Here is a 20,799-nt window from a genome sequence, read left to right on the forward strand (position 1 = left end):
CTGCTCAACCCTTGTTGAACGCTTCGGGTACGAAGGTGCTTGAAGCGCGGCTCGGAATCAAGGGGGAGCCCATTCCGGCCGGGTCAGGAAGGGACGGGGTCGAGGACGTTCGCAGGATAAATGCAAGCCCCCTCGACGAGCCGGTCGCCGAAAGGCGTCGGCCCAAGCCAGTGAGGCGAGGTTCGCGTGGAACCGTGAACGATCTCACGGGCCGCGCGAGCGAATGGGTTGGACGAGGGGATGACTTTGACCTGGAAGAGATCGATTCCACCGTCATTCATCGCGTCGACCGCCTCACGGACGATGCGATACCCCTTCCGAGGGTCGGCGTTCTCAAGGGCATCGGAGGCGATGAAGAGGTACCATCCTGGAACGTCCGTCTCCTTCAACCAGAATGCCGCCGAAATGGGCATCACGGCGTTGACCTTCCTGACAAGTTCAACGCCGGCCGTGATCTGCTCTTTCACCAGTATTGCTTGATCCATGGAAGCACTCCGGCGACAGGGTCCGCCACGGCGTCGTAGATGGCGTGAGCGACGGCCTCGACCGTCTGCTCATATCGCTTGCGCTCGTTCCAATCCTTTAGAGCAGACCAGTTCTCGGTCAAGAGTAGACCAGACGAGCCCGCAATGATCATCTGGCTGTCCTGTTCAAGTTGTTTCTCAAGCTTGGCCAGGTTGAGCAGCGTCGGCAGATGATGCGTGAACACCTTCTTGGCGATTTCCGGGTCGTAGAAGTCGAATTCCTTCGTCCGCCTGGCGATGCAGGCCTTGAGCGCGCATTCGATCGCGTAGCCTGCAAGATAGTAGGCTCCGGACCAGCGGGCGGCGGAGAGGAGGGCCTCCGCGCCCAGAACACGGTCCTCGGCGAGTTGCTGGAGGTCGGATCGATTCATCGTCGGTGAATACTATGGACGCACCGGGGCGAGGTCCATCGACCTCGCCCCAGGCTTGGCGGACTCAGAGGTCGACCCGCCTTCCCTCGCGGGCCGACTGCTTCTCCGCCAGTACGAGGCGGACGGTTTCGCGGGACTGGAAGGGGGTGACCACGGCCTCGACGGACTCGCCGGCGACGGCGCGGGCGAAGTGGTCGATCTCGCGGGTGTAGCCGTCGCCGGGGGGGAGTTCGGGCGTGAAGGCCTCGCCCTCGGCGGGGCAAACGCGGAAGGCGGGGGTGCGGGTGCAGTCGAAGACGATCGTCGCCTTCTCCAGCACGATGTTGAAGCTCATCTCGAAGCCGAAGGTCGGGGCCATCCGCCAGGTGCTTTCCGCGACGACCGCCGGGCCGCCGGGGTAGAAATACTGGCTGGAGACGTAGGCCAGCGGGCCGTCGGCGATGGAGGAAACGGTCGTCGGCATACCGAAGACGTGATGGACGTAATCGGTGTCGTGGATGTGCAGGTCGAGAGGCTGGCCGCCGGAGCGGGCCTCGTCGGCGAACCAGTTGTCCGGGCTCCAGTTGGGGGCGGTCGAGAACCGCCGGAAGGTGGCGGCGATCGGTTTGCCGTACTTCTCCGACTGGATCAGGTCGCGGGTGACGACGTACTCTGGCCAGAACCGGATGCAGTGACCGATCTGAAGGACCTTGCCCGTCGCCTTGGCGGCGGCGATCATCCGATCGCATTCCTCAGGGTTCAACGCCATCGGCTTCTCGCAGAGGACGTGGACGCCGGCCTCCAGGGCCTTGATCGTCGCCTCCGGGTGAACGAAGGTGGGGAGGGTGATCGAGATCGCGTCGACCTCGCCCGAGGCGAGCATGTCGTCAAGGCTGGTGAACGTCTTCACGCCCGTCAGATCGATGTGGTCGGCCGCGCCCTGGACGTTCCCCTTGGGAGCCCCGCCGGCGTCGGCCAGAACCTTTGGGTTGGCCTCGCAGATCGCCGCGATCGTCGCGCCGGGCTGCGTCTTCCAGCAGCGATAGTGCATCCGGCCCATAAAACCGAGACCGACGATCCCGACGCGAATCATAAGAACTTCCTTCAATCTAGCTCGGACAATGGGTCAGCGCGGGCCTCACGGGAGCCGCGTCACGATCAGGATAGCAATCGTCGGCCGACGATCCAAGGCCGGCGACGAGGGGGGACGGCATGGGGAGGAAGCTTCGTCGGCGGTTCGCCGCTGTGATTCTGGCGGTCGGGTTCGGGATCGTTCCAGGCCTCGGCCAGACGGTCGTCTCGCCGCCGCCGGATTCGTTCTTCGCGCTCGTCGACGAGCCCGATCGGGCCGCGGCCCGGGAATTCTATGGCAAGTTCCTGGACATCGACGGCCTGCCCGTCGCCGCGGCGGCGGTCGTCGACGATCGGGCGCTCTTTCGGACTCGCGAGATCGTCGGCCGGATGCTCGCCGGCCGTCCCGACGTCGCGAAGGCCATGGCGACTCGCAAGATGTACCTCGTCGTCATCGGCAAGGATCAAGTCTACACGGAGATGCCCGAGTACCGCCACGCCCCCGATCCCGCCTTCCTCAACGAGCGCGTCCGAGGCACTGGCGGCCGGCCCACCAGCTTCGGCGAAGAGAACCTGCTGTCGCTGCCGCTCGACCGCTACGACGACGAGAGCATCGCCGTTCACGAGTTCGCCCACACCATCGACGGAATCCTGGAATCGATCGAGCCCGACTGGCGCAAACGGCTTCGCGGCGTCTACCGGGCCGCGATGGACGCCGGCCTCTACCGCGACGCCTACGCCTCCGGCAACGCCGGCGAGTACTGGGCCGAGATCGTCCAGAGCTACTTCGACTGCAACCGCGTCAACAACTGGAACCACGGCCCGGTCGGCTCACGCGAACAACTCCGCGTCTACGACCCCGCCGGCTACGAACTCGCGCGTTCGACTTTTCGACTGGCCCCCGATCAGGACTGGCGTTACTCGTGGCTCCAGAAGCTCCCCAACGTCGCTCCGCCGCCGGCGAAGTTCGGCTTCGACGCCTACTACACGAAGGCGACCTGGGCCCGGAGCTTCCCCGTCCTCGGCCGTGAAGTCGTGGACGACGCCCTCCTGCGAGCCAACGACATCATCCGGAAGATGTTCGCCTACCGCCACGACGTCCTGAAGGCCCTGATCGACGAGGGTTGCCGCCTCGTCGTGCTGGGACCGGGCGAGTCGATCGCCGACCTCCCGGAGTGGAAGGACCTGAAAGAGCAGGGGGTCGACGGCCTCGCGCGATGCCTCGAATACGCGCCGGGACGGAAGCTCATGGTCGTCGGCGAGGAGAGCGTCCTGGGCGACCCTTCGGCCCCGATGGTCGGCGCCGATCCCGTCGTGCGCGTCCTCGCCGGCGCGGTCCTCCGCGGCCCCGGCCGTCGCCCGGTCGCCCCCGACCGCAACCCTCGCGACCGCAACATCCAGCAGTACGAACTGCGAGTGAAGCGGCTGGACGTCCAGTTCGACGATCGCCTGAAATCACTCTTTGAGACTGCCAAGACCGCCGGCAAGTGGCGCGGGACCGCCGCCGGCCGCGACCACGACTCCTACTGGGTCGAGGGCGTTCTCGCCTACTTCGACGCCCAGGGCCAGACGCCCGCCCCCGCCGACGCTCCGCAGCATATCGCCACCCGCGAAGGCCTCCGCGCCTACGACCCTCCCCTCGCCGAATTCCTCGACGAGGCCACCGCCTACCGCGGCAAGGTCGACTGGCGGCTGCCTCGCCGACAGCCCTGAGACACGCCGGAGCGAATACCGACCATCGCCCAAGCGTCTCGTCTGGAGCGCAGCCGACCAGCGGCGCGCACCCCTTCGACGCGAGGCCGTTCCATGCCACGAATTTCATTCCTGGCCCTTCTACACCTCGGAGCCTTCGTCCTGCTCGCCCCGACGGTCGGAGCCCAAGTCGGAGGCGAGCGAGTGACGGGTCGACTCGCTGGAGGACGCGCCGTCGAGGCCGTCATCCACCGCCCGGTCAACGCCCTGTCTGCGGCCGTCCGATCGGGCGATTCGATCATCGCCGCGACTCCGGCCGGCGGCCTGTTGCGATTCGACGGCCCCACCCCGCGACTGGCCCGCGAGCGTTGGGACCTCGACTCGCCGATCGCCTGCCTCGGTCGGGGCCCGGACGAGTCCGTCTTCGCCGGCCTGACCGACGGCCGGATCGGTCGCATTGACCCAAAAAGTCTTGCGCTCACGGAGGTCGTTCGACTGACGCAGGAGCCGGTTTGGATCGGCTGGAGTTCGGCGGCTGGCGACGGCAAAGGGGGGTTCGCGGCAGTCGTGAGGGGGGAAATCCACGACCTCGCCGCGGGTCGCGTGATCAAAACCGAGAAGGGGATATCCACCTGCCTCGTCGATCGCGAGGGCCGCCTATGGGTTGGTTTCGACGGGGGAGAGTGGGGCGGCCGCGTCGCGCGTGTCGACCTGAGGACAGGCACGATTGCCGAGATTCCTCCGCCGCCCCAACCGCCCACGAAGTTCGACCCCAAACCCAAGCCCTACTGGCCGGGAGTCTACGGATTCGTCGAGCTGCGCGACGGCCAGGTCTGGGCGCTCGGCGGCGTCTTGCATATGGGTCTCGCCGAGGCTTGGATCATACGCGTCGACGCCCTGATGCCGAGTGTGTTGCTGGCTCGAAGCAAGCCGCCGAACGTCGATTTCGCTCAGATGCCCGTCGGTCCGGTCGCCCCCGTCACCCACGTCGTCGAGCGTGACGACGATCTGATAGTCCTCTCGTACAGCGATATTTTCCGTGTCGACAAGGCGCTGAAAGATTGGAAGTCGGCCGATGAACTCGACATCCGTTATAAGAGCGGCCGCCCCGACGCCATGGCTTCTTATCCAGCCGTCCAGGCGCTCTTACCCCCGTCGCGCGTGGGCGAGTCGATCGTCGTCGCGACTGCCGGGGAGGGGCTCATTGTCCTGAACGGCGGCAAGACTGCTCCGCTGAGTTCGAACGGCCGGCTCGGAGCCTCAGAAATCCACCGAATCGAGAAGTCAGCCGAAGGGATCCTCTTCATCGAGGACGACGAGTTTCCCATCTGGACCCTGGGCTCTGACGGGTGGAAGACCGTCGACCTGGCCCCGCCATTTCAGATCGACCCTAACAGCGACGCCCCCGAGTTCGAACGCGACTTCAAGGCGTGGGCCGAAACCCAGGTTTTCGTAGCCCCAGATGAGACGATCTACACCGTGAGCTGGACCGGACACAATCCCGGCACGGTCGCCACCGCGCGTCGCGAGGCCGGCAAGTCGATCCTCTTGGGGCTGGAGACCTCTTCGGTGGGAGGCGCGGGAACCTTCCTCACGCCCGATGGGACTCTCTGGGACATGGACGACTGGCTGCGGCGATTCTCCAACGGCCGTTGGAAACGCGTCGCTCCCCGGAGCGAGATTCGCTCGCCCTCCCGACCTTACGGCTGTCTCACCCCCAAGGGGCCGCCTTGGCTGGTGGTCGACCGCGATTATGAGTATGGCTCGGCCCATCCGTGGCGACTCGTCCCCGATGCGCCCGACGTCCAGCGCCGGCTGACGGAGATCGAGTTGTCTGAGAACGGCGAGGACTTGTGGTTCAAGGCGGCGATCCCCTGGGACAACGGCCTCACCCTATTCGCCACCAGCGCGGGGATGCGTACCTACGACGTCGTCGCCGACCAGTTCGACAAGGTCGATTTCCCTATCCCGCCCGAACCGAAGAAGCTGCGAGCCCTGGCCCGAGACGGCCGGGGCCGTCTGTGGCTGGGGGGCGACCAGGGACTGTTCCTGGCCGTGGCCGGGGCGAAGTCGGTGGAGGCGTTCGACGCGATCCCCGAATTCCACGGCGTCGAGGCGCTGGCCCTCGCCGCCGACCCGGCCCATGCCGACGGCGTGATCGCCTCGCTCGGGGCGCGGGGCGTCGCGTTCGTGAGGGCGCTCGAACCTTAGAGTCGCCCCCTGTCGTCGCTCAGGAGATCACCACGCGGCCGGGTTGGTCGGGGGTGACGGGCTCTTCGACTTCGATCTCGCGGTCGAGGAACGCGCGGATGGTGGCGACGTTGGTGCGGAGGTGGTCCGTGACCTCCGAGACCGTGTAGACCGATCGGCCCTCGGCCAGCGCCAGGGGGAGCAGGATCTGGTCGGCGGAATGGGGGTCGACGGCGGCGTCGGGGACGGCCAGGAAATCGAGCAGTTCGTCCACGGCCTCGTCGGCGACCTGTTCCGCGGGCTTGCCGCGCTCGCCTAGACCAACGAACGCGGCCGGCGCGGTGCCGGCGTGCTCGGCCGTGAGGGCGATGGCCGCCCCCTGGCCGGGGCTCGGCCACGAGGCGGTCTCGATGTCGATCTCCACGTTCCAGCCCTCGTCGGCCAGCCGCGAGAGGGCCCGCTCGCGCATCCGGCGGGCGACGTCGTCGCGGAGGTTCGAAGTCCCGGCGACGCCCCTAATGCGGACCAGATCTCCCCGAGTCGTACGGATCCAGGGGCGAGGCTGGGCGGGCTCGATCCAGGCTTCCAGGCGTCCGCCCCCCTTGGGGTAGAAGCCGGCCGAGGGCATCGCCAGCGCCAGGGGCATCCCCAGGTTCGCCAGATGTCCGCGCCAGGTCTGTTCCAGGAAGAGGAAGGCCGGGGCCTTGGGGTTGAACGTCCCGCCCGTCAGCGCCACGCGGCGGGCGGTCTCGGACCGCATCGCCAGAGGTAGGTGGAGCGTCTGCAGGACCAGGCCGGTGGAGCCGGCGGTGCCGATGTCCAGCGTGAGGTCGCCGGCCTCGATCGAGCCAGGGCGGAAGACCAGGTCGCGCGAGCCGACCTCCGCGCCGAGAACGTCGGCGCGGCCCAGTCGGGCGGCGGCCTCGACGGCCATCTTGTGCTGGGGGCGAAGCCCCGGCTTGTCGCGGTTGGCCCGGATCTTCACGATCCGAAACGGCTTGCCCGTCAGCAGCGACAGCGACAGCGCCGTCCGCAGGATCTGGCCGCCTCCCTCGCCGTGCGAGCCGTCGAGGACGACGAGACGTTCCGAGGAAGACGGGGACTTGGGAGAGGACACGGCGCGCGCTCCCCTAGGGGCCCGAGGGCTGGCGGGAGAGGCCCGCAGCGGTCGCATCGGCCCCGGTCCGCCCGGGTGCGCCGCGTGGGCGATCCAGCGCCTCCGACACGCCCCGTCCACGTCCGGTTCGAGGGGAATTCGCCGGCGTTCTCCGGGGCTGAGTTCGGGCTCCATGGTCGCGCTCCTGCGGTGCGAGGTCAACGGGCCGCCGTCCCGCCGGGGCCGGATCGTACGAATGGGTCGAAAAGAGTCCTTAGCGGGGAGACTCGTCGCGGGCGGGGGTCGGGGCGGCCTCGGCGACGGGCTCGAGCGGGGCGGTCTTCCTCCCCCTCTCGTCGATCACCCCCATCTGATTCCGATCGGCCCAGATCAAGACCATCCGCTGGGTCCGCTGATCGGGCTGGTCGCCCGAGGCCGTGAACAGAAACGCCCCGAGGCTGCGCTCCTGATCCGGGTGGCAGCCCAGAACGACCGTCTGGTTGGGCTCGACGACGAGGTTCGCGGTCAGGTCGCTCAGGGCGTCCTGCTGCTGACCGTTAGCGATCTTGAATTCCTGCGGGGAGTAGCCGGGCCCCGGTTGAAGCGGCTGGTACGAGGTTTGAACCTGCCCGTGGTGAACTTCGGGCGTGAGCCGCAGGGCGACCGAGCCGGCGTCGTGGTGCTCGGGGGTGACGCGGTAGAAGCCGGAGGCCTGGCTGTAGTCCTTGCCGGTGACGCGGCCCGCCAGGTTCAGCAGCAGGCTGACCTGATCCAGAGGCTCAGCGAGCGTGAACAGCTCCTGGGTCGACTCCGGAACCAGGAACGTGACCGGCTCGACCTTGTTCGGCGGCGGGGCGTTGAGCAGGGCTTCCAGCTCGCGCGGGAGGTCGCCGGTGATCCGGCCGATCCGCACGCCGTTGGCCTGGAGCGCCTGACGTTCGGCAGGGGCGACGGCCTGCTCGTCGACCGATCGCCAGACGGTGTCATTGATGGTGGGATCGCGGAAGGGACGGCTGAGGATCGCCATCCGGAGGGTGACGCGCTTGGGCTCGATCATTTCGCCCCGGTTGGAGCCGAAACCGCCCAGAAGGTTGTCCGGACGGATGCCGTCCTTGCGGGCGTTACAGCCGCAGGCTCCCGCCAACCCCAGCGCCAGGCCCCCCAGGGCGGCCCGCCTCGTAACGCCCGAACGCCCTCGAAACGCACGCATGGCGCGGAATCCTTTCCGCAGGAACAGTGCCGGGACCTCCCCCGTCGACGGGGGGCGAGTGTAGGAGGACTTGACGGAGGCGTCAACCGCAGTCGATCTCGTCGATCGAGGGCATCTGCTCGAATGATCAGGTTGTAGGCGGAAGGGCCGATGGTTATACCAGGTGACGAAGACTCTCCGCAGCCTCGCATCAGGACGAACAACGAGGTCGAGCGACGTGGCCACGATTCGACGTGGAAGGATCCTCTGGTGACGGCCCTGCATGCCGCGATTGCATCCGCGGCGGGCCTTGACGCCGCACGCCTGCTGGGCGTCGCGACGGCCCTCGGCTGCGCGGCGGCGGCCTTGCTGCTGGCGCGACGGTTCGGCCGGGCCGTCGGCGGCTCGGCCAGGCTGCCTCGTTCGGTTTTGGGAGCCATAACGGCGTTCGTCGCGCTCTCGGCCGCAGGCGCGCTCTCGACGGCCCTCGGCGATCCTCTTCCCGGCGTTCGGCCGATTCTGGCGGCGGGGCAGGCGGTCGCCGCATGGGCCGCGGCGCTGAGGCTCGCGAAGGGGGGCCGAGTCTTGCCCCCCGCACCCGACGCCGAGGACGAGAACGGCCCCGACTGCGAGACCGCCGTCGACCCCGACTCGCTCTCCGAGGCCCTCGGCCAGGCTCGCCGCGACGCCCGCTGGCTCCGGCTCTTCGCCAGCCGGACCGAGGAGGGGATGATCGTCACCGACGCCCGCCATCGGATCCAGTGGGTCAACGCCGGCTTCACCCGGATCACCGGTTACGACGCCGACGAGGTCCTCGGCCGCGTCCCGGGCGCCTTCCTCCAGGGGCCGGAGTCCGATCCCGCCGTCCGAGCCTTCATCAGCCAGCGACTCCGCGCCGAGAAGCCAGTGCGGGCGGAGATCCTCAACTACGCCAAGAGCGGCCGGGCGTACTGGGCGGCGATGGAGATCCAGCCCCTCTTCGACGCCGACGGCCGGCTGGTGAACTTCCTCTCGGTCCAGACCGACGTTACCGAGCGCAAGCGGGCCGAGCGCCGACTGGAAGCCCAGTACGCCGTGATGCGGATCCTGGGGGACTGCACCCGACTGGACGAAGCAGCCCCCCACCTGCTGGCGACGATCGGCCGAACGCTCGACTTCGACGTGGCCGCCTTCTGGATCTGGGATCGCAACGCTCGGTCTCCCCGGCCGGCGGGTCGGCCCTGGTCGTCGGGCCGGGTCGACGCCTCCTCGGCCGTCGAGGGCCTGGGGAACAGCCTCGCCGGGCCGATGGAGCGGGTCTGGACGACCGGCGCTCCGGCCTGGGTCTCTGAGATCGCCGCCGACCGCACCTCCCCCGGGACCGAGACGCCCCGCCGCGGCGTCCGGAGCGTGGTCATCATCCCGGTGGCCGACGCCGAGAAGTCCCCGCTGATCGGCGTGCTGACCCTCTTCAGCCGCGAGCCCCTCGCCCGCGACGAGCCTCTGCTGCAGGTGCTCACGACGCTCGGCCGGCAGGTCGGCCTGTTCGCCGAACGCCGGAAGGCGGTCCGTGAACAGATCGAGATCAACGCGCGGCTCAACGCGATGCTCGACGCCTCCACCCAGTCGGCCATTGTGGCGACCGATCCGACCGGCCTCATCACGATTTTCAACACCGGCGCCGAGCGGATGCTGGGATACACGGCCGGCGAGATGATCGGCCGGACGACCCCATTGATTCTCCACGACACCGCCGAGGTCGCCGCCCGCGCCGCCGATCTGGCCGCCGAGACCGGCCGCCCCGCCCAGGGCTTCGAGGCCCTCGTCGCCCGGGCCCGCCGCGACGACCATGACGTCCGCGAGTCGACCTTCGTCCGCAAGGACGGCACGAAAATCCCCGTCCTGCTGGCCGTCACCGCCGTCCGCGACCCCGAGGGAGTGCTCCGCGGCTTCCTCAACATCGCCACCGACCTCAGCCAGCGCCAGGCGGCCGAGCGCCAGGTGCGATTGAGCGAGGCCCGGCTGCGGAGGCTCGTCGAGGCCAACATCTTCGGCGTGGCCTTCGGCGAGATGACCGGCGCGCTGACCGACGCCAACGACGCCTTCCTGGACATGCTGGGATATTCGCGCGACGAGCTGGCCGACGGCGGCGTCCACTGGCTGAACCTCGTTGAAGACACGTCCACGCGGTGGGTCCGCCGCTGCCGGGTGCAGCTTGCCAAGCACGGCTCCTGCACGCCGTTCGAGATCCAGGTGCGCCGCAAGGACGGCCGAACGCTGCCCATCCTGCTGGGCCTGGCCCGGCTCGACGAGACCCGCCACGACGCCCGCGCGCCGATCGTCGCCTTCTGCCTGGACCTCACCGAGCGCAAGGATCTGGAGGACGAGCTTCGCCGCCACGCCGCGGATCTCGCCGAGGCCGACCACCGCAAGAACCAGTTCCTCGCCATGCTCGGCCATGAGCTGCGCAACCCGCTGGCCCCGATCCGCAACGCCGTCGCCCTGCTCAAGCGCCGGGGAGGCGACGACCCGGACCTCGTCTGGGCGCGAGACGTGATCGACCGGCAGGTCTCGCAACTCGCCCATCTGGTCGGCGACCTGCTGGAGATCGCCCGGGTGGATCGCGGCAAGATCGCGCTCCAGAAGACGCCGACCGACGTGGCCGCAGTCGTCACGGCGGCCGTGGAGACCAGCCGGCCCGAGATCGACGCCCACGGCCACAGCCTGTCGATCGTGCTCCCGCCCGTTCCGACCTTCGTCATGGCGGACCCGATCCGGATGGCCCAGGTCCTCTCCAACCTGCTGCACAACGCGGCCAAGTACACCCGCGACGGCGGCTCGATCCAGATCTCCGCCGCCGAGGAGAACGGCTGGGCCGTCTTCCGGGTCCGCGACGACGGCATAGGCATCCCCCCCGAGATGCTCGGCCGCGTCTTCGACGTCTTCACCCAGGTCGACCGCACGCTCGACCGCTCCGAGGGGGGCCTGGGCCTGGGCCTGGCGCTGGTCCGCAGCCTCGTTGAGCTGCACGGGGGGACCGTCGAGGCCCGCAGCCAGGGCCTCGGTCGCGGCAGCGAGTTCAGCGTCCGCCTGCCGGTCGTCGCCGCCGAGCCGAACGTCGACTCCCAGGCGCCGATCGACGCCGAGGCCGAGCCCGAATCCGCGCCTCCCATCATCATGCCGTCGCGGCGCGTGCTGGTGGTCGACGACAACGTCTCCTCCTCCGAGAGCCTGGCGTTGGTCCTGCAGTATGAGGGCCATGAGGTGGAGGTCGTCCACGACGGGCCGGCCGCTCTCCAGGCGGTGGCCGATCGAGATTTCGACGTGGTCTTCATGGACATCGGCCTCCCCGGCATGAACGGCTACGACGTGGCGAGGAACCTCCGCGCTCGTCCCGAACTGGCCTCGCTCCCCATCGTCGCCGTCACCGGCTACGCCGACGACGAGGCCCGCCGCCTCTCCCACGAGGCCGGCTTCGACCACCACTTCGTCAAGCCCGTCGACCCCGACGCCATCCTCGCCTACGTGGCCTCCCTCGAATGGTCCGAGCCCCAGCCCGCCCCCGCCGAACTCTAACGCCGCCGTTGGCTTCGCTTGCATACGGAGCCAATTCGGAGGTCAGACGCAAGTTGTTGTGCAACAAGGCTTTGGTCGCGGTTTCCGGGTCTCGCGGATTGGCTTCGATCGGCCAGAAAGGCGACATCGACGGGGACGAGAATGGGGCTGTTACCGATCGTGCGCCTACGACGAGCGCCTCACGGGGACAAGCGTGGGCACGGTGTCTGGAAGGTAGGTCGATCGTCGTCATGGGGGCGGCCTCATGGAAGGTCTGTCTATCGATACAATGGGAGCGCGGGGCGAATTCTGAACGGGAAATCGCCCCGCCCGTTGCCGCCGTTGCTCGTTAGAATCAGTCCGCGTGAACAGATCCCCAATACCGGAGCGAGCCGTCAGACATGACTCAGGGCGAAGAGACGGCCTATGCTTGCTGCTCGGCCGGGATTGGACGGTGGTGCTGGTTCGTCTGGGCGAGCGAGGAGGAGGCCAAAGACCTGGCTTCCCCCGTGTCGCGGGGCTACGAGAAGAACGCCGATGCGGCCGAGCGGAAGGCCGTCGAGGCGGCCGGCGAGGGGGCCAAGCGGCTGCCGACGAAGTGGGCGTCCGGCTACCTGCGTCACGGCGGCCGATCGGGAGGCGGGGAAGAAGCAGCGCCGCGGGTGAAGCCCAAGAGCCGGCTAAGCCGTCGCCCGGATACGAACGCCCCGGCGAGACCGAAGGCTCCCGCCCGTCTCGCCTTCCTGTACGCCGCGTCCGAGAGCGACCAACCCGGCTCGCGAGGCGAGGTCGAGGTCGTCAGGCACCGGATCGTCCGGCAGACCGCCGGGAAGTTCTACGTCGACCGCGAACCCTTCCGCGAGGAGGAGTGGACCGGACAGGAGCCGGACGCCCCGAAACCTCGGACGCTGGCCGTCGACCGTGAGACCCTGAGGCGCGAGGGGCGGTTTCCCCATCGAGGGTCGAACTTCTACATCAGCGAAGACGCAGGCATCCGGGAGGTGCATGCGACGTTGACGGCTCGACACCCCTGGTGCGCCACGCTCGGCGTGAGGTTCCCCTGCTCGCCGCAATCGATCAAGGCCGCCTATCGAAGACTCGCCCGCGAGGCCCACCCGGACGCCGGCGGCGATCCCGCCGAGTTTCGGGCTGTGGAGCGGGCCTATCGCGAGGCCCTGGCCTACTTCGCCTCGCCTGACGATACGGCGAAGCCCGGGACGTAATTTCATTCCCTCTCCCGTCGGGCTGACGATCCGACGCTTTTTCGTCGGCGGCGATCAAGACGTCTTCCCCCCTGGAGGGGGAAGACAGACCGCGAAGCGGTCAGATGAGGGGGATGACCGCCGTCGGATCCGCATCCAACGAAACGACTTCAAAGCGAAGCCGATCCCCCCTCATCCGGCCCTTCGGGCCACCTTCCCCCGCGAGGGGGGAAGGCCGTTGTGGTCCGGATTTCGGGGGCGTTGGTTCACTTCTTCAGATGAGCATCCGCGAAGTTCAGGTAGGCGTCCCAGTCTGAAGCCAAAACGTCGTGCTTGCCGGGGCGGTAGCGATAGGCGAGGGTCCCCTTGCTCAGGGAGTCCTCGGCCGGGGAGGGCCATTCCTTCAGGGTCAGGCCGTCCGTGCCGAGGAGGCGGTAGACGGGGTCGGCGGCCTTGGCGGAGAGGAATTCGCCGCGAGGATCGGCCCAACGGTCTTCCTCAGCGCTGCTGACGATCAGCGGGCGGGGGGCGATCAGGGCGAGCAACTCGTGGTGGTCGACGGGGAGCTTTTCCTCGTGGCCGGAGTACTGCTTGTAGTTGCCGCAGAACCAGTGCGGGAAGCTGGTGTTGAGGTGGGCGACGTCCTCGCCGTAGTTCCGTCGCGAGAGCGCTGCGCCCCCTTCGCCCGAGTTGTTGGAGACGACCAGGGCGAATCGCTGGTCCTGGGCGCCAGCCCAGAGGGCCGTCTTGCCGAGCCGCGAGTGGCCCATCACGGCGACCTTCTTGCCGTCGACTTCGGGGACGGTTTCCAGGTAGTCGAGCGCCCGGCTCAAGCCCCAGGCCCAGGCGCCGATGGAGCCCCACTGATCGGGGTCGGGCTTCGTCTGGCCGGGGCGGTAGAACAGCGGCTGGACGCCGTTCTGAAAGCCGTCGTCGTAGTCGGGGTCGATGTCGTTGTAGCAGACCGTCGCCAGGGCGTAGCCCCGGCCGACGATCTTGTCGACGCACCAGCGGTCGAACACGGAGCCCCGGCCGGCCTCGGTCGCCTTGTGGTCGACGATCTTGCCGTCCTTGGTCTCGCGCATCCAGCACGTCGGCACGCGCACGCCCGGATCGTTGCTGACGGCGTGGTTCCCCTCGAAGTTCAGCCCCAGGAAGGCCGGCGCGCGATGGGTCGCCGAGGCATCCTTGGGGAGGAAGAGCAGCAGGTCCATGTGCGGCGCGTTCGGCCCGTCGCCGAACCGGATCGTGACGTCGCGGCGGACGGCCTTGCCGCCGAGCGCTTGCGAGTCCTCCGAGACGACCTCCGATGTGACGACGATCGGCTTCGCCGGCGTGGGCGTCTTGCCGAACACCTGCGACTCGAACAGCCGCAGCAATTCGGGCCGACGCGTCTTCACCCAGAGTTCGGGCGTGGTGACCTCGCGGCCCTCGACGGTCCGCAGCGGGTCGGGGAGCGAGTACGGCTTGACCGCCGCCTCGTCGTAGTTGGCCTTCGACTGAGCCTCCACCTCGGCATCGAAAACCGTCGACATGACCAGGCTCCCCGCAATGAGCCCTCGCGTCATCCATCGACGAGGACCTGACCACAACTCGATCATCGCTTTCGCCTCCTCCCGCCGGTCGACCCCGCCAGCGCTCCGTCGATGATGCCCGTCCCCGAAGCCCCATGCAACGGGCGACGTGGGATCGGAACGAAGATCCATCGCATCCCAGATCATGAACGATCCTGAATCGATCGTGGCGGCCGGTTCCCGATGCGGTTATGCTCGGCATGACCCAGCCGGGGATCCTCGCCGAGAGGCCACACACGGGAGCCGAGCATGCCGATGGACCAGCCGCGACGGGCGTTCCTCAAGGGGGGTCTCGCCGGCCTCGCCTATCTGGGATCGGGGTGCATTCAGTCGGCACGGGCGCACGACCGGCCTCACGGGGCGGGCCAAAAGACGAGGTCGTCGGTGATCGCGCGTGGCGGCGTGGCGGCGACGAGCCAACCGCTCGCCAGCGCGGCGGCGATCCGCGTGCTTCAGAAGGGAGGCAACGCCATCGACGCCGCCATCGCGGCCAACGCCGTGCTGGGCGTCGTCGAGCCGATGTCATGCGGGATCGGCGGCGACCTCTTCGCGATCGTCTGGGATCCGAAGTCGAAGAAACTCCACGGCCTGAACGCCAGCGGCCGATCTCCGGGCAAGGCGGACATCGCCGGCTTCCGCGCCCGGGGCCTGGACATGATCCCCACCAGCGGCCCGTTGAGTTGGTCGGTCCCTGGCTGCGTCGACGGCTGGGACAACCTCAGGCGCAAGTTCGGGACGCTTGGCTGGGCCGACATCCTCGGCCCGGCGATCGAGTACGCCGAGGGGGGCTTCCCCGTCTCCGAGATCATCTCCGGCGACTGGCGGCTCTCAGCGCGGTCGTTGTCGCGCGTGCCGACCTCCGCCGCCTGCTATCTTCGCGAAGGCCGAGCGCCCGCCGAAGGGGACGTCTTCCGCAATCCGTACCTGGCGAAATCGCTGCGGGCGGTCGTCGACGGCGGTCGCGACGCCTACTACAAAGGCCCCATCGCCGAGGCGATCGTCCGCTATTCGGATTCGGTGGGCGGACTGTTCGCGGGGTCGGACTTCGCCGAGCACACGTCGAGCTGGGTCGACCCAGTCTCCACCAACTATCGCGGCTACGACGTCTGGGAATTGCCCCCCAACGGCCAGGGGATCGCTGCGCTCCAGATGCTCAACCTGCTGGAAGCCTACGACCTCAAGAGCATGGGCCCGCAGTCGGCCCAGGCGTTGCACCTTCAGATCGAGGCCAAGAAGCTCGCCTACGAGGATCGCGGCCGCTACTACGCCGATCCGGACAAGGCTGAGGTCCCCGTCCGCGAGTTGATCTCCAAGGAGTACGCGGACCGTCGCCGCAAGCTCATCGACCCCAACCGGGCCAACGACAAGCCCATCCCCGGCGATCCCAAGGGAGACACGATCTACATGACGGTCGTCGACGGCTCGTTCCTGGCCGTCAGCCTGATCCAGAGCAACTACAACGGCTTCGGCTCGGGACACGTCCCCGGCGAGTTGGGGTTCGCCCTCCAGAATCGCGGCTGTCAGTTCAACCTGGCCCCCGCGCACCCGAACCGGCTGGAACCTCGCAAGCGGCCCTTCCACACGATCATCCCGGCGTTCGTCACCAAGAACGGAGCGCCCTGGTTGAGCTTCGGCCTGATGGGAGGCGACATGCAGGCCCAGGGCCACGCGCAGATGATCTGCAACATGGTCGACTTCGACATGGACGTGCAAGAATCCGGCGACGCCCCACGCTTCCATCACTTCGGCTCGACCGAGCCCACCGGCGTCCCGGCCAAGGGAGGCGGCACGACGGCCCTCGAATCCGAGATCGGCCCCGACGTCCGCCAGGCGCTGGAGGCCAAGGGCCACAAGCTCGTCGAATCCCGAGGCGGCTTCGGCGGCTACCAGGCCATCCGCATCGACGTCGACCGCGGCGTCCTCATCGGCGGCACCGACCCGCGCAAAGATGGCGCGGCGATGGGATTCTGACCTGGCATTTCATCCACAACGGCCTTCCCCCCTCGCGGGGGAAGGTGGCCCGAAGGGCCGGATGAGGGGGCGACCGGCTCTGCGCCGACCGCGAGCTATCGGGATCTCAGAAAGATGCTCACGCCGAAGCCGTCGCGATTCTGCGTTTCGATGTTCGGCCTGATGATCGCCGTCGCCGAGATCGCCTCGGGGTTCGCTCTTGGAAGATCCCTGTCGGCGGAATTCGACGCTGGTGATTCACTCCATCTGTTTGTGAGGTCGGTCTACCTGGCGTGCTCGATCATGGTGGTGTTGAGCGTCCACGTTGTTGCAGCGTGGATTTACGAGAGTCCCATGCCGGCCGGGCGACTGTTTCGGCATCCCGGATTCAGCGGCCCGGCCATCGCCCTGGCTGTATCCGCGGCCATGGCGGCGCTCCGGTACACCGTACGAGATTCGGATTTTCGGCTGGTCTTCCCGGCGGTTCTGTGGAGCTTCGCTGGACTGACCATCGCCACTTTCTGGGTGATCACGATCTGGGCGGGTGGTTGGCCGCCGTCGTCTTGCTCGAACGACAGGGCCGGTCGAATCCTGGGCTTTAGCTGGATCGCGGCCGCTCTGTTGCTGATCCTTCCGGCTTTCATTCGGGGATGAATCAAGAGTCGATTCGACAGGCGTGAGGCCGTGCTTGCGTGGCCATTGACCGGCGTGGGATGATCGCGAAACCGTCGCCGATCGCATGCCCACGACAAGCGTGGGCATGGCACCCGTTGATTGCTGGAGTCTTCACATGACGGCCTTTTACTCCCGTCGTTCTCGGCTAGCACAGGCGTTCGTTCTGTTCGCGACGCTCATCGGCGTGGCGCAAGCGCAGGAGGCCCCGAAGATCGCCCCTCGGCTGCAGCCGTTCGTCGACGACGGGACCGTCGCCGGGGTGGTGACGCTGGTGGCGACTCCGCAACAGGTGCTGGACGTGGAGGCCGTCGGCTGGGCGGACGTGGCGGCGAGAAAGCCGATGACGACGGACGCCGTCTTCTGGATCGCCTCGCAGTCCAAGCCGATCACGGGCGCGGCGCTGATGATCCTGGTCGACGAGGGGAAAGTCGACGTCGAGGATCCGGTCGAGAAGTATCTGCCCGAGTTCAAGGACGTCCGCGTGGCCGTACCGGGAGGCGAGCCGAAGCCGCCGGCCCACCCGATCAAGGTTCGCGAGATTCTCAGCCACACCAGCGGCCTGCCGTTCAGCTCGCCGATCGAGAAGCCGACTCTTGACCTCTTCCCGCTGGCCGAGCGCGTCCGCAGCTACACGACTGTGCCCCTCCTGTTCGAGCCGGGGACGAAGTCGCAATACTCCAACGCCGGGATCAACACGGCCGGGCGGATCATCGAGGTCGTCTCCGGCATGCCGTATGAGACGTTCCTCAATGAACGCATCTTCAAGCCTTTGGGCATGGTCGACGCCACGTTTCGACCCACGGGCGCGAGATTGGCCCGCGTGGCGAAGTCTTACAAGCCCGTCGCGGGCAAGCTGGAAGAGACGACCATCAGCCAGCTCAAGTACCCGCTCGATTCCCTCGACCGCCAGCCGATGCCCGCTGGCGGCCTCTTCGCCACGGCCGACGACGTGCGCCGGTTTTATCAGATGCTGGCCAACGACGGCGTCTTCGAGGGGAAGCGGATCCTCTCCGAGAAGGCCGTCCGGATGATGACCTCCGACCAGTCGGGCGAGGCCCATTCGCACTACGGGTTCGGCATCGGCGTGGGGGGCGACGGCAAAACGTTCTCCCACGGCGGGGCCTATGGCACGGACTCAGGCTACGACAAGGGCCGACGGCTCATCACGGTCTTCCTCGTCCAGCAGGCTTCGTGGACGGATCGCGGCAAGACGGTTTTGCCGACCTTCAAGAAGGCCGCCTTCGAGACCTTCGAGTCGAAGTCCAGGGCCGCAGCGGCGGCCGACGCTCCGAAGCCGAACATCGTGGTGTTGCTCGCCGACGACCTTGGCTTCGGCGACGTGGGCTGCTTCGGGCACCCTCGGATCAAGACGCCCGTGATCGACGGCCTGGCGCGCGAGGGGGCTCGCTTAACGTCCATGTACGCTGGGGCGCCGGTCTGCTCGCCTTCTCGGGCGGCGATGTTCAGCGGGCGGAATCCGAACCGAGTGGGCGTCCGCGACTGGATCGACCAGGGCTCGGGCGTGCATCTGGATCGTTCGGCGGTGACGGTGGCCCAGCGGTTGAAGGAAGCCGGTTACACGACGTGCCTGGCGGGCAAGTGGCACCTCAACAGCAAGTTCGACGGCCAGGAGCCCACGCCCGGCGACTTCGGCTTCGACTACTGGTTCGCCACCCAGAACAACGCCAAGCATCAGGACCCGACCAACTACGTCCGCAACGGCAAGCGTGTCGGCCCGCTCAAGGGGCACGACACGTCGGTGATGGTCGACGAGACCATCAGCTTCATCGAGAAAGCCGGCGACCGCCCCTTCGCCGCGTTCGTCACGTTCCACGCTCCCCACGAGCAGATCGAGACCCCCGCCGAGTACAAGGCGATGTACTCAGACGTCGCCGACGAGACGACCCGCGACTACTACGGCAGCGTCACCCTCATCGACCACGAAGTCGGCCGGCTCCTGGCGGCGCTCGACGCCCACGGCCTGCGCGAGAAGACCCTCGTCGTGTTCACCAGCGACAACGGCCCCGAGGGTTACCTCCGCTACCCCAAGGCGATCCACTCGCATGGCTCGGCCTCGCCGTTGCGGGGGATGAAGTTGTCGATGTTTGAGGGGGGCTTCCGAGTCCCCGGCGTCGTCCGCTGGCCCGGCCGCGTCAAACCGGGGACGGAGATCGCTGAACCCGTCGCCTTCTACGACCTGCTCCCCACCTTCTGCGCCCTCGCCGGGACGACCCCGACCGGGCCGACCGACGGCGCGAACGTGCAACCGCTCCTGGAAGGCCGCGTCTCAACCGTCGACCGCTCCGTCCCGCTCCACTGGCAGTACGACAACTCCCCCGACGGCCCCTGGCGCCTGGCCGTCCGCCGCGGCCCCTGGAAACTTCTCGCCGACGCCGACCGCAGGCAATTCGCCCTCTTCAACCTCGCCGAAGACGTCGCCGAAGCCCACGATAAGGCCGCGGAGCATCCGGAGATCGTCAAGGAGTTGAGCGCGGATTTGAACCGCCTTTATGTGCCGCCGAAGTCATGAGAGGAGAGTTGCAGCCGCGACGAAGCAGCTCAGGATTCGAGCTTGCGAGGTTGTCGCACATCCAGGCTTAGGTCTCGTCGGCGTCCGCCAGCGCTCGATGCGTGATCTTCAGGCGATAGGTCACCGCGATAATCCGTGCTTGTTCCGCGCGTGTTCCTTGAGTTCATCGAGCGAGACCGTGCGGCCGGCCTTCATGTCCTCGATTCCCTCCCGGATCCCCTCAAAGATCCGCGCCGCCTCGACGAGTTCGCGTAGCTTCTGGTAAGAGGCCGCGTCCTGAACGACGACCTCCGCCTTGCCGTTGATCGTCAGGACGATGGGCTCGCCCGTCTCCTTCAACTGCTGGATGAATTCGGGCGTGCTCTTCTTGAAGTCAGTCAACGACTGGATGTCCCGGCTGACGTCGAACATGGCACTTCCTTTCGAGATCGAATAAGAACCGAATTCGATTCTTAGCGATCCCTCGATCGACGTCAATCCGTGCCTTTGCTTGGCTCATTGCAAACCGACGCGCCCTCCGCCGTCATGAACCCGGCGTGACCGCTTCGGTCCCTCATAGAGCCACTCGCCGTCGGTGGCGGTGCCGGCCGAGGGGATGACGATGCGATAACGGTCGTCCTGACCTTTGGCTTCGTAGAGAACCTGGTGATCGGCGAATTCGCTCCCCAGGCGATTCACGAGGTCGTCGGTCGAGTAGAAGTACGACAGGCCGTTCCGCTCGTCGACACTGCCTTCGTCGAGCACATGGAAGGCGTCGGGGTGGGCGACGTTCATGCGGAGGCTGCCGTCGTAGACGTTCCGGGCGTCGCGGGCGTACTGCCGGCCGAGGACCTGGAACGTGTCGCGATCGGCGTCCTGGACGATCGAGTCGTCGAAGTAAATGTGGTTCTTGTCTCGGGCGTAGCGGTCTCCCTTCAGGAACTCGAAGGTCGCGCCGTCGAATCCTTCGAGGACGACGCCCGCCTTGTAGACGTGGGCCTTGTCGCAGGCGTAACCCGGGGCGGCCAGCACGCGAAAGGTCGCGACGTCGGCGTCGACCTTCCTCACCTCGCGGCCGATCGATTCGTTGATGGTCACATAAGTCCACTCGCCGCCGCTCTTCACGTAGCCCGTGGTGCACCCCGCGGCCACAAGGCAGGCCAGGATGAGGATCAACCGCAGCGGGATCCCGAAGCGAGCGTCGAATTGCCGGATCGTCATGGCCGCCTTCCCGATCCCAGGT

At 67.5% G+C, this 20,799-nt stretch carries 15 protein-coding genes; 7 read left to right on the top strand and 8 right to left on the bottom strand.

Annotation, left to right across the window (positions count from 1 at the left end; all coding sequences use genetic code 11):
- Nucleotides 1–83: 83 nt before the first annotated feature.
- From G5C50_RS12910 to G5C50_RS12920, 3 genes are all read right to left on the bottom strand, one after another.
- Nucleotides 84–485, bottom strand: coding sequence for a hypothetical protein (locus tag G5C50_RS12910; protein ID WP_165069837.1), 402 nt, complete (start codon nt 483–485; stop codon nt 84–86).
- Nucleotides 464–895, bottom strand: coding sequence for a HEPN domain-containing protein (locus tag G5C50_RS12915; protein ID WP_165069839.1), 432 nt, complete (start codon nt 893–895; stop codon nt 464–466). Before G5C50_RS12915 ends, G5C50_RS12910 begins: the two co-directional genes overlap by 22 nt.
- Nucleotides 896–959: 64 nt before the next feature.
- Nucleotides 960–1,967, bottom strand: a complete 1,008-nt coding sequence (locus G5C50_RS12920; protein WP_165069841.1) for a Gfo/Idh/MocA family protein — start codon at nt 1,965–1,967, stop codon at nt 960–962.
- A gap of 119 nt (nt 1,968–2,086) precedes the next feature.
- On the opposite strand from G5C50_RS12920, the gene G5C50_RS12925 reads away from it, so the two are divergent.
- A complete protein-coding gene (locus G5C50_RS12925; protein ID WP_165069843.1) occupies nt 2,087–3,658 on the top strand; it encodes a hypothetical protein in 1,572 nt (523 codons plus the stop codon).
- A gap of 93 nt (nt 3,659–3,751) precedes the next feature.
- On the top strand, nt 3,752–5,848 hold the full coding sequence (locus G5C50_RS12930) for a ligand-binding sensor domain-containing protein (protein WP_165069846.1): 2,097 nt from the start codon (nt 3,752–3,754) through the stop codon (nt 5,846–5,848).
- Nucleotides 5,849–5,867: 19 nt separating this feature from the next.
- Here G5C50_RS12930 and rtcA read toward each other — a convergent pair whose 3' ends face one another.
- Both rtcA and G5C50_RS12940 read right to left on the bottom strand, forming a co-directional pair.
- Nucleotides 5,868–6,944, bottom strand: coding sequence for an RNA 3'-terminal phosphate cyclase (gene rtcA / locus G5C50_RS12935; protein ID WP_206107675.1), 1,077 nt, complete (start codon nt 6,942–6,944; stop codon nt 5,868–5,870).
- 253 nt (nt 6,945–7,197) lie between these two features.
- Nucleotides 7,198–8,133, bottom strand: a complete 936-nt coding sequence (locus tag G5C50_RS12940; protein ID WP_165069848.1) for a hypothetical protein — start codon at nt 8,131–8,133, stop codon at nt 7,198–7,200.
- 249 nt (nt 8,134–8,382) lie between these two features.
- Here G5C50_RS12940 and G5C50_RS12945 point away from each other — a divergent pair, with 249 nt between their 5' ends.
- Together G5C50_RS12945 and G5C50_RS12950 are read left to right on the top strand one after the other, a co-directional pair.
- Complete coding sequence (locus G5C50_RS12945) at nt 8,383–11,667, top strand: PAS domain S-box protein (protein WP_165069850.1); 3,285 nt, start codon at nt 8,383–8,385, stop codon at nt 11,665–11,667.
- 380 nt (nt 11,668–12,047) lie between these two features.
- Complete coding sequence (locus G5C50_RS12950) at nt 12,048–12,869, top strand: DnaJ domain-containing protein (RefSeq protein ID WP_165069853.1); 822 nt, start codon at nt 12,048–12,050, stop codon at nt 12,867–12,869.
- A 245-nt stretch (nt 12,870–13,114) separates the two neighbouring features.
- Here the strand turns inward: G5C50_RS12950 and G5C50_RS12955 are convergent, their stop codons facing one another.
- Nucleotides 13,115–14,383 carry a glucuronyl esterase domain-containing protein gene (locus G5C50_RS12955; protein ID WP_206107676.1) on the bottom strand — a complete coding sequence of 423 codons (1,269 nt, stop codon included), beginning with the start codon at nt 14,381–14,383 and terminating at the stop codon, nt 13,115–13,117.
- Between the two features lie 294 nt (nt 14,384–14,677).
- Here G5C50_RS12955 and ggt point away from each other — a divergent pair, with 294 nt between their 5' ends.
- The 3 genes from ggt (at nt 14,678) to G5C50_RS32310 (ending at nt 19,577) form a co-directional block, all read left to right on the top strand.
- Entirely contained in the window at nt 14,678–16,393 is a 1,716-nt protein-coding gene (ggt, locus tag G5C50_RS12960; RefSeq protein WP_165069948.1) for a gamma-glutamyltransferase, read from the top strand.
- Between the two features lie 114 nt (nt 16,394–16,507).
- Nucleotides 16,508–17,026, top strand: coding sequence for a hypothetical protein (locus G5C50_RS12965; RefSeq protein ID WP_165069856.1), 519 nt, complete (start codon nt 16,508–16,510; stop codon nt 17,024–17,026).
- 136 nt (nt 17,027–17,162) lie between these two features.
- Nucleotides 17,163–19,577: a serine hydrolase gene (locus G5C50_RS32310; protein ID WP_206107677.1), complete on the top strand. Its 2,415-nt coding sequence runs from the start codon at nt 17,163–17,165 to the stop codon at nt 19,575–19,577.
- A 120-nt stretch (nt 19,578–19,697) separates the two neighbouring features.
- Here the strand turns inward: G5C50_RS32310 and G5C50_RS12975 are convergent, their stop codons facing one another.
- On the bottom strand, nt 19,698–19,988 hold the full coding sequence (locus tag G5C50_RS12975) for a type II toxin-antitoxin system Phd/YefM family antitoxin (RefSeq protein WP_165069858.1): 291 nt from the start codon (nt 19,986–19,988) through the stop codon (nt 19,698–19,700).
- Between the two features lie 84 nt (nt 19,989–20,072).
- Entirely contained in the window at nt 20,073–20,777 is a 705-nt protein-coding gene (locus tag G5C50_RS12980; protein ID WP_165069861.1) for a DKNYY domain-containing protein, read from the bottom strand.
- Nucleotides 20,778–20,799: the final 22 nt, after the last annotated feature.

It is taken from the genome of Paludisphaera rhizosphaerae, assembly GCF_011065895.1.
In the GTDB taxonomy this organism is placed as follows: domain Bacteria; phylum Planctomycetota; class Planctomycetia; order Isosphaerales; family Isosphaeraceae; genus Paludisphaera; species Paludisphaera rhizosphaerae.

What these genes read in the sequence shown, in the direction of transcription:
- G5C50_RS32310 (WP_206107677.1), top strand. Translation starts at nt 17,163, where the DNA reads ATGACGGCCTTTTACTCCCGTCGTTCTCGGCTAGCACAGGCGTTCGTT.
- G5C50_RS12915 (WP_165069839.1), bottom strand. Translation starts at nt 895, where the DNA reads ATGAATCGATCCGACCTCCAGCAACTCGCCGAGGACCGTGTTCTGGGC.
- G5C50_RS12930 (WP_165069846.1), top strand. Translation starts at nt 3,752, where the DNA reads ATGCCACGAATTTCATTCCTGGCCCTTCTACACCTCGGAGCCTTCGTC.
- G5C50_RS12925 (WP_165069843.1), top strand. Translation starts at nt 2,087, where the DNA reads ATGGGGAGGAAGCTTCGTCGGCGGTTCGCCGCTGTGATTCTGGCGGTC.
- G5C50_RS12940 (WP_165069848.1), bottom strand. Translation starts at nt 8,133, where the DNA reads ATGCGTGCGTTTCGAGGGCGTTCGGGCGTTACGAGGCGGGCCGCCCTG.
- G5C50_RS12965 (WP_165069856.1), top strand. Translation starts at nt 16,508, where the DNA reads ATGCTCACGCCGAAGCCGTCGCGATTCTGCGTTTCGATGTTCGGCCTG.
- G5C50_RS12980 (WP_165069861.1), bottom strand. Translation starts at nt 20,777, where the DNA reads ATGACGATCCGGCAATTCGACGCTCGCTTCGGGATCCCGCTGCGGTTG.
- G5C50_RS12920 (WP_165069841.1), bottom strand. Translation starts at nt 1,967, where the DNA reads ATGATTCGCGTCGGGATCGTCGGTCTCGGTTTTATGGGCCGGATGCAC.
- G5C50_RS12955 (WP_206107676.1), bottom strand. Translation starts at nt 14,383, where the DNA reads ATGTCGACGGTTTTCGATGCCGAGGTGGAGGCTCAGTCGAAGGCCAAC.
- G5C50_RS12950 (WP_165069853.1), top strand. Translation starts at nt 12,048, where the DNA reads ATGACTCAGGGCGAAGAGACGGCCTATGCTTGCTGCTCGGCCGGGATT.
- G5C50_RS12975 (WP_165069858.1), bottom strand. Translation starts at nt 19,988, where the DNA reads ATGTTCGACGTCAGCCGGGACATCCAGTCGTTGACTGACTTCAAGAAG.
- ggt (WP_165069948.1), top strand. Translation starts at nt 14,678, where the DNA reads ATGGACCAGCCGCGACGGGCGTTCCTCAAGGGGGGTCTCGCCGGCCTC.
- G5C50_RS12910 (WP_165069837.1), bottom strand. Translation starts at nt 485, where the DNA reads ATGGATCAAGCAATACTGGTGAAAGAGCAGATCACGGCCGGCGTTGAA.